The following is a 15,247-nucleotide window of genomic DNA, read 5'->3' on the forward strand; positions in this document are numbered from 1 at the left end:
GCGGGCGCATTGGACGAGACCACGTGTCGCCCCGCTCCAGGCACCGAAGGGTGAAGCGCCATGGACATGCCCGATCCCAAGACCGGCCCCGTTCCCACCGGCTATTTCCGCTGGGAGCCGGAGGAGGACGACGTCCTCATCTGCCGCGCCGTGCGCGACGAAACCCACGACGTGAAGACCTTCGTCTTCGCGCCGCGCTTCAAGCGCCAGTTCGAATTCGTGTCCGGCCAGTTCCTCACCTTCGAATTCGAGATCGGCGGCGAGACCATCCATCGCTGCTACACCATCTCCTCGCCGCCCTCCCGGCCCGATACCGTGACGATCACCGTGAAGCGCGTGCCCGGCGGGCCGATATCCAACTGGCTGCACGACGAATTCCGGCCGGGCATGATGCTGCGCTGCACGATTCCGATGGGTGACTTCTCGTGGGCCGGCATGCAGGACCAGAAGTTCCTGTTCCTGTCCGGCGGCTCGGGCATCACACCGATGATGTCCATGGCGCGATCGGCCTTTGACCATGCGCTCGTCTCGGACATCGAGTTCATTCACGCGGCCCGCACCCCGGCCGACATCATCTTTCGCGACGAGCTCGAATTCATGGGCAAGCGCAACCATTCGATCAAGCCGACCTTCATCTGCGAGGACGATGCGGTGTTCGAGCGCTGGCCGGGGTTCAGGGGCCGGTTCGACCGTGCCAAGCTCGAAATGATCTGCCCGGACTTCAAGGAGCGCGTGGTGTTCACCTGCGGACCTGCGCCCTTCATGAAGGCGGCGCGCCGGATTTTCGAGGATTGCGGCTTCGACATGAGCCGCTACCATCAGGAAAGCTTCAACTTCGACAGCTTCACCGAAGAGGCCCAGGACGAGATCAACGTCGCGACCGAAATCATCGAGACGCCGCTGACGATCTTCCAGATCGAGTTCACGAAGAGCGGGCGCGTCGTCGAATGCCCGGAAAACATGACCGTCCTGGAAGCCGCGCGCCGGGCCGGGCTTCGCCTGCCCTCCTCCTGCTCCAAGGGCCTTTGCGGCACCTGCAAGTCGAACGTCAAGGCCGGAACGCTCGACATGCAGCATTCGGGCGGCATCCGCCAGCGCGAAATCGATGCGGGCAAGGCGCTCCTGTGCTGCTCCAAACCGACGAGCGACCTTGTGATCGAGCGGTGAGATCATGCTTGACCGAGACCGCCCTCATCCTCGAGCACCATTGCGAGGAACTCGAAGCAACGCAGTCGTCAATTCTAAGCCAACGCCCTGAACCGCCGTGGGAGGATGGGTCTACATCATGGCATCCCAACGCAACGGCACGTTCCATATAGGCGTCACATCCGATCCGAACACTCGCGTGCAGGGACATCGCGACGGTTCGATGGGCGGGTTCACGGCGCGATACGGGGTGAAAACCCTCGTCCGGCACGAGCGCCATGACGATATCGAGCGTGCGATCCAACGGGACAATTCGCTGAAGCGATATCGGCGGGCCTGGAAGATCAGGCCGATCGAAGAGATCAATCCCCGTTGGGATGATCTGTTCGAGACGGTTTCGGACAAGGACAACCCGTTTCAGGGGGCGTTCGTTTCGAAATCTGATGATGGGTCGGAGGATCCAGCGATCTCACCTCCCCCACACAACCTACCTCGTCCGCCCAAAATCCCAACGCACCAGACCCCGCCCGTCCCAAAGTCCGCATCCGGAAAAGAGCAACGCCCATGATCGCCAATGCCGAAGCTCTCCTCAAGCCGCTCACCATCAAGGGGCTGACGATCCGCAACAGGGTCATGTCGACGAGCCACGCGCCCTCCTTCGGCAAGGACGGCAAGCCGCAGGAGCGCTATCAGCTCTATCACGAGGAAAAGGCGAAGGGCGGGATCGGCCTCACCATGTTCGGCGGTTCGTCCTCGGTCTCGCTCGACAGCCCGGCGGCGCCCTGGAACCAGATCTCGGTCGCCGACGACAGCGTCGTTCCGTTCTTCCGTGAGTTTTCGGACCGCATCCACCGGCACGGCGCCAAGCTGATGATCCAGCTCACCCATATGGGCCGCCGCACCAAATGGGACACGGAGAACTGGCTTCCGGTCAAGTCGCCCTCGGTGACGCGTGAACCGGCGTCCCGGTCCGTCGCCAAGGAACTCGAACAGGAGGAGATAGACCGGATCGTCGCCGATTTCGGCCGCGCGGCAAGACGCTGCCGGGATGGCGGGCTCGACGGCTGCGAGATTTCGGCGGCCCACGGCCATCTGGTCGATCAGTTCTGGTCGCCCCATTCGAACCATCGCACCGACGCCTATGGCGGGAGCCTTGAGAACCGCATGCGCTTCGGCATCGAGGTGCTGACCGCCATGCGGGAAGCGGCCGGCGACGACTATGTCATCGGCATGCGCATGTCCGGCGACGAAATGCTGAAGGGCGGGCTCACCGCCGAGGATTGCATCGCCATCGCCACCGAATATGCCAATCGGGGTCTCGTTGATTTTCTGAACATCATGGGCGGCCAGGCGCGCGATCACATCGCCCACGCCATCTCCCTGCCCAACATGTCGTTCCCCGTCGCGCCCTATCTGCCGGTCGCCTCGGCCGTCAAGCGCGAGGTCGACATTCCGATCTTCCACGCCCAGCGCGTGACCGATCTGGCCACCGGCGCCCGCGCGGTCGCCGAAGGCCATGTCGACATGATCGCGATGACCCGCGCTCACATTGCCGACCCGCATCTGGTCCGCAAGCTGATGGAAGGCCGGGCGGACGATATCCGCCAGTGCGTCGGCTACGGCTACTGCATCGACCGGATCTATGTGGGCAAGGATGCGCTGTGCATTCAGAACGCGGCGACGGGCCGCGAGGCGACCATGCCCCATATCATCGACAAGGCGTCGGTGAAAAAGCGCGCGGTCGTGGTCGGGGGCGGCGTCGGCGGACTGGAAGCTGCCCGCGTCCTTGCCGAGCGCGGCCATCAGGTGACCCTGTTCGAAAAGTCCGGCCGGCTCGGCGGCCAGGTGATGACCGCGGCGAAGGCCACCTGGCGCGAGGCGCTGACCGGCATTCCGCGCTGGCTCGTCTCGCAGGTGCAGGCGCTCGGCGTCGAGCTTCGCCTCGGCACCGAAGCCGACGCTGCCGCGATCGAAGCGCTGGCGCCCGACATCGTCATCATCGCGACCGGCGGGGTGCCGCATCTGGGCGACGTCAAGGGCGCCGAGTACGCCGTCTCCACCGTCGACGTTCTCGAAGGCCGGGTGGAGCCGGCCGGCATCGTGCTCGTCTATGACGAGATGGGCGACCACAACGCCGCCTCCACCGCCGAATTCCTGTCGCAGAAGGGCTGTCTCGTGGAGATCGCCACCCACGACCGGATGATCGGCGAGGACATCGGCGCGACCAACCAGCCGGTCCATCTGCGCGAACTCTACAAGCTCGGCGTCGTTATGACGCCGAACATGGAGCTGATCGAGATCTATCCGGAAGGCAATCGCAAGATCGCGGCCCTGCGCAACACGATGACGCACGCCGAGGAAGAGCGGGTGGTCGATCATGTGGTCGTCGACTACGGCACCCATCCGGTGGACCGGCTCCACTACGCCCTGAAGGATGCGTCGCGGAACCACGGGCTCGTCGACGACGCGGCCCTGACCGCCGGCCGCCCGCAGCCCTGCGAGACGAACGGCGCGGCCGGACGGAACGGCTTCTCGCTCTACCGCGTCGGCGATGCGCTGGCGGGCCGCAACATCCATGCCGCGATCTACGACGCCCTGCGCCTGTGCAAGGACCTGTAGGGATGGCGGCGGCATCCTTCCTGCCCTGGCTCGTCCTTGCCATGGCCTTCGTCGCCGCCGTGCAGATCGTCCGGCGCGGGCGCCTGTGGATGTCCGGACGGCGGGCGAAGGTCGACTGGCTCGGGGGGCTGAAGGCGCTGCCCAAGCGCTATCTCGTCGATGTCCACCATGTCGTCGACCGCGACCGCTCCGCCTCGCGCATGCATGTGCCCGTCGCCGGCGGGCTCGTCCTTGCCTGCGGCCTCCTCCTTCTCGGTCTCGTTCCGGCGCTCGCCGCCTCGCGGATCTACTGGGTTCCGGTCGGGATCGGCTTTGCCGTGATGGCCGCCGGGGTCCTCCTCGTCGCGCGGCGGCGTTATCCGCGCGCGATGCCACGCCTGTCGCTCGGGCGCTACCAGCGCACGCCCGTCTATCTCGGTACGTTCGCGGTGGGCGGGCTTCTCGTGGCCTCGCTCGCAGCGCTCGGCGATCCGCTGCCCTCGCTCTCGTTCGGCTTTCTGATCGTCACGGCCGCCGGCGGTCTCGCGCTCGCCGCGCAGGCCGCGACCGGGCCGATGCGGCACGCGCTGGCGGGGGCCGCTCATCTCGCGCTTCACCCGCGCCCCGAACGCTTCGACGCGGCGCTTCCCAAGGGACGGGCGACGGGCCTCGTGCCGATCGATCTCGACGGGGCGAAGCTCGGGCGCGATCAGCCGGCGGATTTTGCCTGGAACCGGCTCCTGTCCTTCGACGCCTGCGTCCAGTGCGGGCGCTGCGAGGCCGCCTGCCCGGCCTTTGCCGCCGGCCAGCCCCTGAGCCCGAAGCACCTCATCGCCGATCTGGCCGCGGCCGCCGGCGGCGGCCATCGATCGCCCTATGCCGGCAATCCCTATCCCAACGAAGCCGCTCGCGACCCTTCCGGCGGGCTTCACCAGCCCATCATCGGCCCGGCTGCGATGATCCATCCCGACACGCTCTGGTCCTGCACCACGTGCCGGGCGTGCGTCGAGGAATGCCCGATGATGATCGAGCATGTGGACGCGATCGTCGATCTCAGGCGCTTCCAGACGCTCGAACGGGGCGCGGTGCCCGGCAAGGGACCGGACGTCCTCGACAATTGCCGGCTCGCCGACGAGCCGAACGGCCACGCTCTCGAGACCCGCACGGATTTCGCCGCCGGTCTCGCCTTGCCGATCGTCCCGGGGGGCGGCGAAACGGACGTTCTCCTGTGGCTCGGGCAGGCGGCGTTCGACATGCGCGGCCAGCGCACGCTGCGCGCGCTCATCACGCTTCTTGCGCACGCGAACGTCGATTTCGCGGTGCTCGGCGACAAGGAGCGCGACTGCGGCGATCTCGCCCGCCGCCTGGGCGACGAGGCGACCTTCCAGACACTGGCGAGGGCCAATATCGCGGCCCTCTCGGCCGTTCGCTTCAAGCGCATCCTCACCGCCGATCCCCATGCGCTGCATACGCTGCGCAACGAATATCCGGCCTTCGGCGGCACTTACGAGGTCGTTCACCATACGGCGTTCCTCGACGGTCTCGTCGCCGCCGGCCGGCTGACACCGGCACAGCTGTCCGGGCCGCCCATCACCTATCACGACCCGTGCTATCTCGGGCGCTACAATGGCGAGTTCGAGGCGCCGCGCGCTTTGCTCGACGCTCTCGGTCTCGACCGCCGCGAAATGGCCCGGTCGGGGCGTGCCTCCATGTGCTGCGGCGGCGGGGGCGGCGCGCCCACCACCGATATTCCCGGCGACAGGCGCATTCCGGACCTTCGCATGGCGCAGGCGCGGGAGACCGGCGCCACCACCGTCGCCGTGGCCTGTCCGCAATGCACGGCGATGCTGGAAGGCGTCACCGGCACGCGGGCTGACGTGAAGGACGTCGCCGAGCTTCTGCTGGAAGCCGTGGAGGCCGGCCGAACCGTCGAGCGCCACGCCGACAGGCGGGAGGTCGAGCCCGCATGACCCGCACCCGGCGCGATCCGCGAAGCGAGCGCGAAGCCCGATCCGTCGGGGGACGTCACAGACCGCGTTTCGATCTCGGCCTTGCGGTCGGGGCGTCGCGGCGCCCAAGGCGCGATCCCCGCGCCGAACGCCGTGGCTTCGAGGTGTTCGCCGCGCCGCGCCTTCGGCTCGATCGCACCCAGACGCTGGCGCCCATTCCGGCGGGACCGGGTGATGCGCCGTCTCGACGAAGCGAGGCCGCCGCGCCGGCGGTGCGGGTCGTCGCCGCGCCGGCATACCTGGTCTTTGCGGTTCTGGAAGCGGCGAAAGGCCGGCTTTCGCGCCTCGATCGGCAGGTCCTGGGCGCGGCCCGCCTGCTCGCCGATGCCGGTGAAGGCGGCGGCGCCGTGGTGGGCATCGCGCCAGCCGGCATTGTCGACCTCGGAGCCTGCGGCGCCGACCGTGTCCTGGCGATGACCGGTGACGGCGAGATGTCCGCGCCGGCCCGCGCCGCCCGGATACGCGCCATGGTCGAAGCGCTCGCCCCGAGGCACGTCATCTTCGCCGAAGACGGCGAAGGGGCCGATCTCGCGCGCCGCATCGCGGTCTCGCTTCGCGAGACGATCCTCACCGATCTCGTCTCGCTCTCGGCAAGGCAGGCGGTGCGGGCACGGGACGGAAACCGGACGGAGATGTTCGGCGCGCCGCCCCGCTTCATCACGATCGGCGAGGACCGGGTCGCGGCCTATGGCGGCGTGCCATGCGAAGCACGAGCGCTGGACGGGGATTTCAACGCCGGCAGGTCCGCCGACCCGGCCATCCTTTCGATCGAACCCGTCGCGGGCGATCCGTCGGCGCTTTCCCTTTCGGAGACCGATTTCGTCGTCTCGGCCGGCAACGGCGTCACCGATATCGAGGCCTTCAAGGCCCTCGCCGCCGCCCTGTCCGGAACGCCCGGCGCCTCCCGCGTCGTCTGCGATGCCGGGCTGATGCCCCGATCGGCGCAGGTCGGCGCCTCCGGCACGGTGCTCGCGGCCGATTGCTATCTGGCGCTCGGCATCGCGGGCGCGCCGCAGCATCTGCAGGGCATTGCCGCGTGCGAACACGTGATAGCGGTCAACACCGATCTGCACGCCAAAATGGTGGAACGCGCAGGCCTTGCCATCGTCGCGGACGCGCAGGCGGTGATGCCGGCGCTGAAAGCGCTCGTCGACGAGCGGAAAAGGCGGGCCCGATGAACATCCTCATCTGTCTTTCCGCCGCCCGCCACCCGGTTTCCGACCGCCCCGCGCTGTCGAGGCTGGAGGCGCAGGCGATCGGTCTGGCCACGCGACTCGACGGCCGGGTCACCGGTCTTCACGCGGGGCCGGACGGTGAGGCCGTGCGCGAAGCATTGGGCGTGGGCCTGTCGCTTGTCGACCATCTCGCCATCGGGGGGGGCGTCGATCCGCTCGAGGCGCTGAGCGCACGACTGCGCGCCGAAGCACCCGACCTCATCCTTGCCGGACGCCGCGGCCAGGGCGGCGAAGACAGCGGGCTCGTTCCGTATTGCCTTGCCGAAGCGCTGGACTTGCCCCTGATCGCGGACGCTGTCGCGATCGAGACCGGGCCCCGACCCGGCACGATCCGCGTCGATCAGGCCTTGAAGAAGGGCGACCGGCGTCGCATCACCGTGAAGCTTCCAGCGATCGTGACCGTACACCCGCTCGCCCCCGCGCCCGCACCGTTCGTCTTCGCGGCCGCGCGGCGCGGCACGATCCGGACGCTGCCGGTCCTGGAGCGTCACGACCGCCAGGACGCGCATCCCGGCTGGAACGAGCGACCCTATCGCGCGCGGCCCAAGCTCATGCGCACCGCGGCAACGCCAGCCGGCGACCCTGCCGGAAAGCTGCATGTCGACCCGGCGCCCGAGGAGGCGGCCCGGCTGATCCTCGACTATCTCGAGAAGAACGGCATCCGCACGTTCTGACGAGGCGGGCCCGCCTTCGTCTCCCGGAGCCCGCAACGGGCGCAACAGCCTTCGCGGCAAGACCCGCCGGAACGAGCGTTCCGGCGGGTCTCGTCATGTCGTGACGGCCGGCACCGCGTCGCCGGCGATCAGACCAGCGCCTTGCCCTTGGCGTCGATGGCGTTGGCGACCGCTTCGTCCGTCGCCTCGTCCGGCAGCAGGATCTCGTTGTGTGCCTTGCCCGACGGAATCATCGGGAAGCAGTTGGCGAGGTTGGCGACCCGGCAGTCGAACAGGACCGGCGCGTCGACATCCAGCATTTCCTGGATCGCATCGTCGAGATCGCCCGGCTTCTGGCAGCGAATGCCATGCCCGCCATAGGCCTCGGCCAGCTTGACGAAGTCCGGCAGCGCCTCGGTGTAGGAGTTCGACAGGCGATTGCCGTGCAGAAGCTGCTGCCACTGGCGCACCATGCCCATATATTGGTTGTTGAGAATGAAAATCTTGATGTTCGCCTTGTGCTGAACCGCCGTCGACATCTCCTGCATGTTCATCAGGACCGAGGCATCCCCGGCGATGCACACCGACAAAGCGTCCGGATGGGCGATCGCCGCGCCGATGGCCGCCGGCAGTCCGTAACCCATGGTGCCGAGGCCACCGGAGGTGAGCCAACGGTTCGGCTTTTCGAAGCCGTAGAACTGCGCGGCCCACATCTGGTGCTGGCCCACTTCCGTCGAGACATAGGTCTCGCGATGCTTTGTCAGCTCGTAAAGGCGCTGCACCGCATATTGCGGCATGATGACATCGTCGTTCGGCCTGTAGGCGAGGCAGTCGCGGGCGCGCCACTTCTCGACCTGGGTCCACCAGTCCTTGACCGCCGCCGCGTCGGTGGTGGCGCCGGTTTCCTTCCAGGCGGCGACCAGATCGCGCAGGACGTGCGTCACGTCGCCGATGATCGGAAGGTCGACCCGGACGTTCTTGTTGATCGAGGACGGATCGATGTCGATCTGGATCTTGCGCGAGCCCGGCGAAAACGCGTCGAGGCGCCCGGTGATGCGGTCGTCGAAGCGCGCGCCGATGCAGATCATCAGATCGCAATCGTGCATCGCCAGATTGGCTTCGTACGTACCGTGCATGCCGAGCATGCCGAGCCATTTGTCGCCCGATGCCGGATAGGCGCCGAGACCCATCAGGGTCGAGGTGATCGGAAAGCCGGTCAGTTCGACGAGTTCGGTGAGGAGCTCGGCGGCCTCCGGACCGGAATTGACGACACCGCCGCCGGTATAGAAGATCGGGCGCCTGGCGCTCGCCAGCATCGCGATCGCGGCGCGGATCTGGCTTTCGTCGGCCGACAGTCTGGGGCGATAGCTCTCATGGGTCTGGTTGGCCGGCGGCGGCGTGTAGACGCCGGTCGCGAACTGGATGTCCTTCGGGATATCGACGACGACGGGGCCCGGCCGGCCGGACGTGGCGACATGGAACGCCTCGTGCAGGACGCGCGCGAGATCGTTGACGTCCTTCACCAGCCAGTTGTGCTTGGTGCAGGGGCGCGTGATGCCGACCGTGTCGCATTCCTGGAAGGCGTCGGAGCCGATCAGCGTCGTCGGCACCTGACCGGTGATGCAGACGAGCGGGATCGAATCCATCAGCGCGTCCTGCAGCGCCGTCACCGCGTTCGTCGCGCCCGGGCCGGAGGTCACGAGCATGACGCCGCACTTGCCGGTGGAGCGGGCATAGCCTTCCGCGGCATGGCCCGCGCCCTGCTCGTGACGCACAAGAATGTGGCGCACGGCGGTCTGCTGGAAGATTTCGTCGTAGATCGGCAGGACCGCACCGCCCGGATAGCCGAAGATATCGGTGACGCCATTGTCCTTCAGCGCCGTGACGACCATTTCCGCGCCGGTCATCTCGCGCTTTCCGCCTGCCTCGATAGTCGCATTCGTCATGATGTTCATGTCCTGCCCGGTCCATAGTGAGCCATCGGCTCGCGGATTTTGATTTTTCCCATAAAAAAAGGGCCTCTCGGGGCCCTTGTCTTTCGCGCACACGTGGCATTCGCCGGGCGGTCAGGCCGCCTGTCGTGTGCGCGTTCCTACGATTACGAGGATGGTTGAAATCTTCATAGTGCGAAACCTATGCGCTCCCATGCCACTGGTCAACGGTCTTTTTACCGAATGGAATATGGTCGCCGGTCCGGCGGGGCCGTAGCATGGCGTCGGGTCAAGCGCCAAGCGCGATCGCGCGGGCGACCCGCTCGCGCAGGACCGGGAGGAGTTCCGCGCCGAACCATGCATGTTTCCTGAGCCAGCCATTGTTGCGCCATGAAGGGTGCGGCAGGGGAATGACCGGCGCGTAACGGCCGCCATGCTCCAGGATCGTGCGCCAGTTCTCCACCGTCTCGGTCAGGGTCCGCCCGCGCCCTTCCGCGATATGGTAGGCCTGGGCATAGGCCCCGATCGCAAGGATCAGCTCGATCTGTGGCATTGCGTCCATGGCGCGGTCGTGCCAGGTCGCCCGGCACTCCTTCCGGGGCGGCCGGTCGGACCCGTTCCTGTCATAGCCGGGAAAGCAGAACCCCATGGGCAGGATCGCGATGCGCGAGCGATCGTAGAAGACCGCCTCGTCGACCCCGAGCCATGTGCGCAGGCGCACCCCGGACGGGTCGTTGAACGGCGTCGACGTCTTGTCGGCAAGGTTTCCCGGCGCCTGCCCCGCAATGAGGACGCGCGCGGTCTGCGACATTGCGAGGACGGGATTGGGCGGGACCGGCAACGGCGCGCCGATCGGGCGTTCGGCGCAGATGCGGCAGGTGCGGATGACGGCCTGCAACGCCGCGGCGCTTTCGGGGCGGGCGTCCCCTGCCATGCGGCTCGTCACGCCGAAGCGCTCGGCCGCTCCCGAACGCTCTCGTACCAGCGTTTCACATGGGTGAAATCGTCCGGGACATCGAGGTTGGCGGCCTTCATGAAGCCCACCGCGACGAAGGCGGTGATGTCGGCGACCGAGAAGGCTGCGCCGGCGAGAAACGCGTTGGCGGAAAGTTGTTCCTCGATCATGGCAAGGGCCTCGATCGCGCGGCCCCTGTTCAGTTCGGCCCATTCCGCGATCTGGACGGGCTCGGCCACCGCCATGCCGGGATGACCGTGGCGGAACACGGCGCCGACGGCGAGATAGAGTTCGAGTTCGGCGCGCCGGTTCCACATCTCGACGAGGCCGATCTCGATGGGGGTGCGTCCGAACAGGGGCGGATCGGGATGAAGCGCCTCGACATAGCGGCAGATCGCGATCGATTCGGTCAGGATCGTGCCATCGTCGAGCTCGAGGACCGGAAGGCGCTTCAGCCGGTTGCGCGCGGCGATCGCCTCGCCGCGATGCTCGCCCTTCGCCATGTCGATCGGCACGGTCGCGATCTCTATGCCTTTTTCCGCCAGGAACATGCGCGTGCGGCGGGGATTGGGCGCACGGCCACCGTCGAAAAGCTTCATGGAATGGTCCTTCACGATAAGCGTTCGATGTACCGTGTTAACGAAACATGGCGCGGTCTTTGCGGTTCATTAAGGCATCTTGTTCATTCTTCGGGAAGACAAGACCCAGCTTTTTGCCCCCAGCGTACCGGACCTGTCCAGACCCGATGTCACTCGCCCTATCCCCCTTCGACGAGCACTCGCGTGCGGACAAGACGAGGACGCCGCAGCGCGGCCGTCCCGGCTCGACGAATGGCATCCGTTCGCTGCGGGAGACCATGAAGCGCCGGGGCCGCCGCACCTCCTTCATCGAGCGCGAGCTTCTCGTCCTGCATGCCGCGCAGATCCGCGCCTCCTCGATCCTCCTGCCCGCACCGGTCATCCTGACCGGGTTCGGCCTCTCGATCTTCACCGGCGCGTTCGTCGCGGGCCTGTGGACCGGACTGACACTCCTTGCCTATCTCGTCCTCGTCATTCTCGGCCGGCGCGCCAACGCCGCGCAGGAGGGACCGGCCGGCAGGACCGGCCGCATCGGCGCGACCACCTTTCTGGTCGGCCACGTCCTCATCGGCCTCTGCTGGTCCTACCTGCCCTATCTGGAATGCCACGACTGCGCCCCCATGCGGTTCGAGATCTTCCAGTTCTCCGTCCTCGTCCTCGTGATCGCGATGACGGCGATGGTTTCCTCGACGCTGCGTCTCGTCGTCCCCATCACCTTCGCGCCGCTCTTGATCGGGCTGCTTTCGCAGCTCGTGAACCATTCCGATCCGATGACGGCGGCGATGGATCTCGTTCTCGTCGGCGCGGTCCCCTTCTTCGCCTTCGTTGCCGAGGCGCTGCGCAGGGGAGCCGTCGCCCAGGTGCGCCACCAGGCCGAGAAGGACGAGCTGATCGGCGAGTTGGAGCGCTCGCGGGTGCTGTCCGACGAAGCGCGCCGGCGCGCCGAGGACGCGAACCGCGCCAAATCGCAGTTCCTGGCGACCATGAGCCACGAGCTGCGCACGCCGCTGAACGCGATCCTCGGATTTTCGGAAGTGATGCAGAACGAGATCTTCGGCCCGATCGGCAGCCCGAACTACAAGGAATATCTCGACGACATCCATTCCTCGGGCCGGCATCTGCTCGGCGTCATCAACGAGATCCTCGACCTGTCCCGGGTCGAGGCCGGACAATACAAGCTGAACGAAGAGGCGGTCGATCTCAGCCGCGTCGCCGCCGAATGCATCACCACCGTCAGGCTGCGTGCCGAAAACAAGCGGATCGCGCTGCACCTGCAGTGCGAGGACAATCTGCCCATGCTGTGGGGCGACGAGCGAGCGCTGCGCCAGATCGTGCTCAACCTTTTGTCGAACGCTGTGAAGTTCACGGCGCCATCGGGCGAGATCGTGATCAGCGTCGGCTGGACTGCCGGAGGCGGGCAATATGTCGGCGTGAGCGACAATGGGGCGGGCATACCGCAAGACGAGATCCCCACCGTTCTGGCCTCCTTCGGACAGGGCACGAACGCAATCAAGAGCGCCGAACAGGGCACCGGTCTCGGCCTGCCGATCGTCCAGGCGCTGGTGAAGCTGCATGACGGGCAGTTCGAACTGACCTCGCGCGAAGGCAAGGGAACGAACGTCATCGCGGTGTTCCCCCATTCGCGGGTGCTGGAGGTCATGCCCGCCTTCGAGGACGCCTGAACGCCTTTCGGCGGCACACTTGAGGTCAGCCGGTCCACCGACCATGTTGGAGGACCACGTCACGGCGCCGATGCTTCTCGCGCCATTCCATTCGAGCGCAAGTGATCTCATGACCGATTCGCCCTGCAACGGGATCTGCCAACTTCATCCGCAAACCGGGCTCTGCCGGGGCTGCGGCCGGACCGGTGCGGAAATTGGAGCCTGGGGCATGCTCGGGCGTGCCGAACGGCTGTCCATCATGCGGACGCTGCCGGCCCGGATGAGCCAAGCGAGCATGGAACCTGCCAAGCCCGGAAAGCGGCGTGATGCGCGATAGTTCGCTGCTCTGGATTCTGCTGGCCGTCATCGGCGTGGCGCTTCTCGCCCTTCTCACCAGCCGGGACGGATCGGTCGCCGGCCTGCCGGACGGCCAGTTCGCGCAGCTGGCCTATTACGGGGCCTGGGGCGTCGGGATCGGCGCGAGCCTGTTTCTCCTGCGAAGCGTCCGGCTCGGGGAAGCACTTCGCCATGCCGCGATCTGGGCCGGCGTCTTTCTCGTCACCATCGCGGGCTACGCCTTCGCGCCCGAACTTCTCGCCGTGAAGAACCGGATGATGGCGGTTCTCGTCCCCGGCAGCGTCGTCGCCCTGCCGTCGGACGGGGAACGCCGGCAATATATGGCCGTTCGCGGCTCCGACGGGCATTTTCACCTGTCGGGCACGGTCGATGGCGAAAGCGTCTCCTTCATGGTGGATACGGGCGCCTCGGTGATCGCGATGGATCGTGCGATGGCGCAATCGCTCGGGATCGACACGGACGCCTTGTCCTTCAGCGATTTCGTGCAGACGGCAAACGGCATCGCTCGCTCGGCCCCGGTGTTTCTCGACAGCATCCGCATCGGCGACATCGAGCGGCGCAACATACGTGCCGCCGTCACCGATGCGGAAGGGCTCGATACCATCCTATTGGGCATGAGCTTCCTCAACACGCTCACATCCTACGATTTTCGCGGCGACACGCTGATTTTGACCGATTGAGCGCCGCGTCACCTGCGGCAGCGCAAACCGTCGGAGAATTGCCGCCCGGCGCCGACAGAAAAGCCGCAAGACGACCTGCCGGCAGGTGCTCCAGCGGCATGCGCGCCGTCGATCAAATGGCGGGCTTGCTAATTTCGAGGTTTCCGGTATTGTGGAAGGCATCGGGACTTAACAAACCCGGTGTCTGGCTGCCGTTCTTCGCTCGTGAATTCGAGAATCTGCCGTGACTGACAAGTCGCAGCCGTATGGACCAATCCTTTCACCCCCACTTGTGAACGCCCGAACGAATGGTGTTGCGCGTCGCGACGCCAAATAACCTCTTGCATTTGCCTTATGGTGAATGCTGGCCGTCTCTCAATCGAGCGGCATACGTAGAAAGGGCTCCCTATGAGCCAGACTGGTACCATCAAGTTCTTCAACGAGAGCAAGGGCTTCGGCTTCGTCACCCCCGAGGGCGGCTCGAAGGACGTGTTCCTGCACATCTCCGCGCTCGAGCGCGCTGGCATTTCCTCGGTTCAGGAAGGCGACAAGATCACCTTCGACACCGAGCCGGATCCACGCGGCAAGGGCCCGAAGGCCGTCAACATTCAGATGGCCTAACCCATCAGTTTTCGTCTCGCCAGCTCTTCGAGATTGGGCGAGACTTCTTTAGAGCGGCGGGTTGCGGAGGCTTGCAAAGCCCGCGCCCGCCGCTTTTGTTCGCGCCGGCCTCTTGCGGTCACACGACGGCCTGCTCTTCAGGCACCTGTCGCGCGCGACATCATCTTTAAGAGATAAGGACTTGACGCCATGGACAATTCACGCCGCGCGCGCGAGAATGCCGAGGCGCTTCTGCCGGGTCCCACGCAACCGCACCGCTCCGAAAAGGGCACCGCGGGCGGCATTATCGCAGCCGACCTGGCCGCGAGACATGCAAAGACGGACCGTTTGCGAGCCGCCCGGCTCGCGCAGGAAGCGGTCGATCCGCCTGTCGAAACGGAAAAGAAGCCTGCCCGCGCCAAACGCGCGACGAAGGCCGTTTCCGCAACGGCCAAGCCGGTCAAGAAGGCTGCCGCCAAGCCGCGGAAGAAAGCGGTCGCCGTTTGAACCTTTGGGTTCGCCCGATCGTTTCCATTCCAACAGGCTCGCTGCGCCGACCGCAGCGATAGACAATGCAACACATACCCCTGGTGAAGGAGACGCTTTGAAAGTCGACGTCAGAGACAACAATGTCGATCAGGCCCTGCGCGCGCTGAAGAAGAAGCTGCAGCGCGAGGGTGTTTTCCGTGAAATGAAGGCGCGTCGTGCGTACGAGAAGCCTTCCGAAGAACGAGCCCGCCGCAAGCAGGAAGCCATTCGCCGCTCCCGCAAGCTGGCCCGCAAGCAGGCGCAGCGCGAAGGTCTTCTGCCGAAAACCGGCCGGGCCCGCTGATCGTGATTCACGGTCGTTCCAGACCTTGATCCA

Annotated in this window: 15 protein-coding genes; 12 read left to right on the forward strand and 3 right to left on the reverse strand. The window is 66.3% G+C overall.

Annotation, left to right across the window (positions count from 1 at the left end):
• Positions 1-60: 60 nt before the first annotated feature.
• From U0C82_RS12745 to U0C82_RS12770, 6 genes are all read left to right on the forward strand, one after another.
• On the forward strand, positions 61-1,167 hold the full coding sequence (locus U0C82_RS12745; RefSeq protein WP_322187546.1) for an FAD-binding oxidoreductase: 1,107 nt from the start codon (positions 61-63) through the stop codon (positions 1,165-1,167).
• A 97-nt stretch (positions 1,168-1,264) separates the two neighbouring features.
• Positions 1,265-1,714 carry a GIY-YIG nuclease family protein gene (locus U0C82_RS12750; RefSeq protein WP_322187547.1) on the forward strand — a complete coding sequence of 150 codons (450 nt, stop codon included), beginning with the start codon at positions 1,265-1,267 and terminating at the stop codon, positions 1,712-1,714.
• Positions 1,711-3,765 carry an NADH:flavin oxidoreductase gene (locus tag U0C82_RS12755; RefSeq protein ID WP_322187548.1) on the forward strand — a complete coding sequence of 685 codons (2,055 nt, stop codon included), beginning with the start codon at positions 1,711-1,713 and terminating at the stop codon, positions 3,763-3,765. Before U0C82_RS12750 ends, U0C82_RS12755 begins: the two co-directional genes overlap by 4 nt.
• A 2-nt stretch (positions 3,766-3,767) precedes the next feature.
• Positions 3,768-5,714, forward strand: coding sequence for a DUF3483 domain-containing protein (locus U0C82_RS12760; protein WP_322187549.1), 1,947 nt, complete (start codon positions 3,768-3,770; stop codon positions 5,712-5,714).
• A complete protein-coding gene (locus U0C82_RS12765; RefSeq protein ID WP_322187550.1) occupies positions 5,711-6,931 on the forward strand; it encodes an electron transfer flavoprotein subunit alpha/FixB family protein in 1,221 nt (406 codons plus the stop codon). The genes U0C82_RS12760 and U0C82_RS12765 overlap by 4 nt, the downstream gene beginning before the upstream one ends.
• Positions 6,928-7,662, forward strand: coding sequence for an electron transfer flavoprotein subunit beta (locus U0C82_RS12770; protein ID WP_322187551.1), 735 nt, complete (start codon positions 6,928-6,930; stop codon positions 7,660-7,662). Before U0C82_RS12765 ends, U0C82_RS12770 begins: the two co-directional genes overlap by 4 nt.
• Positions 7,663-7,790: 128 nt before the next feature.
• Here U0C82_RS12770 and U0C82_RS12775 read toward each other — a convergent pair whose 3' ends face one another.
• The 3 genes from U0C82_RS12775 to U0C82_RS12785 all read right to left on the reverse strand — a co-directional run bounded on the left by U0C82_RS12775 (position 7,791) and on the right by U0C82_RS12785 (position 11,126).
• Positions 7,791-9,587 carry an acetolactate synthase 3 large subunit gene (locus U0C82_RS12775; RefSeq protein WP_322187552.1) on the reverse strand — a complete coding sequence of 599 codons (1,797 nt, stop codon included), beginning with the start codon at positions 9,585-9,587 and terminating at the stop codon, positions 7,791-7,793.
• 274 nt (positions 9,588-9,861) lie between these two features.
• Positions 9,862-10,506, reverse strand: coding sequence for a uracil-DNA glycosylase family protein (locus tag U0C82_RS12780; protein WP_322187553.1), 645 nt, complete (start codon positions 10,504-10,506; stop codon positions 9,862-9,864).
• 8 nt (positions 10,507-10,514) lie between these two features.
• Positions 10,515-11,126: a glutathione S-transferase family protein gene (locus tag U0C82_RS12785; RefSeq protein ID WP_322187554.1), complete on the reverse strand. Its 612-nt coding sequence runs from the start codon at positions 11,124-11,126 to the stop codon at positions 10,515-10,517.
• A 146-nt stretch (positions 11,127-11,272) separates the two neighbouring features.
• On the opposite strand from U0C82_RS12785, the gene U0C82_RS12790 reads away from it, so the two are divergent.
• The 6 genes from U0C82_RS12790 (at position 11,273) to rpsU (ending at position 15,214) form a co-directional block, all read left to right on the forward strand.
• Complete coding sequence (locus U0C82_RS12790) at positions 11,273-12,787, forward strand: sensor histidine kinase (protein WP_322187555.1); 1,515 nt, start codon at positions 11,273-11,275, stop codon at positions 12,785-12,787.
• 109 nt (positions 12,788-12,896) lie between these two features.
• Positions 12,897-13,103 carry a DUF1289 domain-containing protein gene (locus U0C82_RS12795; protein WP_322187556.1) on the forward strand — a complete coding sequence of 69 codons (207 nt, stop codon included), beginning with the start codon at positions 12,897-12,899 and terminating at the stop codon, positions 13,101-13,103.
• Complete coding sequence (locus U0C82_RS12800) at positions 13,093-13,803, forward strand: retropepsin-like aspartic protease family protein (RefSeq protein WP_322187557.1); 711 nt, start codon at positions 13,093-13,095, stop codon at positions 13,801-13,803. The genes U0C82_RS12795 and U0C82_RS12800 overlap by 11 nt, the downstream gene beginning before the upstream one ends.
• 387 nt (positions 13,804-14,190) lie before the next feature.
• On the forward strand, positions 14,191-14,403 hold the full coding sequence (locus U0C82_RS12805) for a cold-shock protein (protein WP_322187558.1): 213 nt from the start codon (positions 14,191-14,193) through the stop codon (positions 14,401-14,403).
• A 189-nt stretch (positions 14,404-14,592) separates the two neighbouring features.
• Complete coding sequence (locus U0C82_RS12810) at positions 14,593-14,889, forward strand: hypothetical protein (RefSeq protein ID WP_322187559.1); 297 nt, start codon at positions 14,593-14,595, stop codon at positions 14,887-14,889.
• A gap of 97 nt (positions 14,890-14,986) precedes the next feature.
• Entirely contained in the window at positions 14,987-15,214 is a 228-nt protein-coding gene (gene rpsU, locus U0C82_RS12815; protein WP_322187560.1) for a 30S ribosomal protein S21, read from the forward strand.
• Positions 15,215-15,247: the final 33 nt, after the last annotated feature.

This window comes from Fulvimarina uroteuthidis, from assembly GCF_034321785.1.
In the GTDB taxonomy this organism is placed as follows: Bacteria; Pseudomonadota; Alphaproteobacteria; order Rhizobiales; family Rhizobiaceae; genus Fulvimarina; species Fulvimarina uroteuthidis.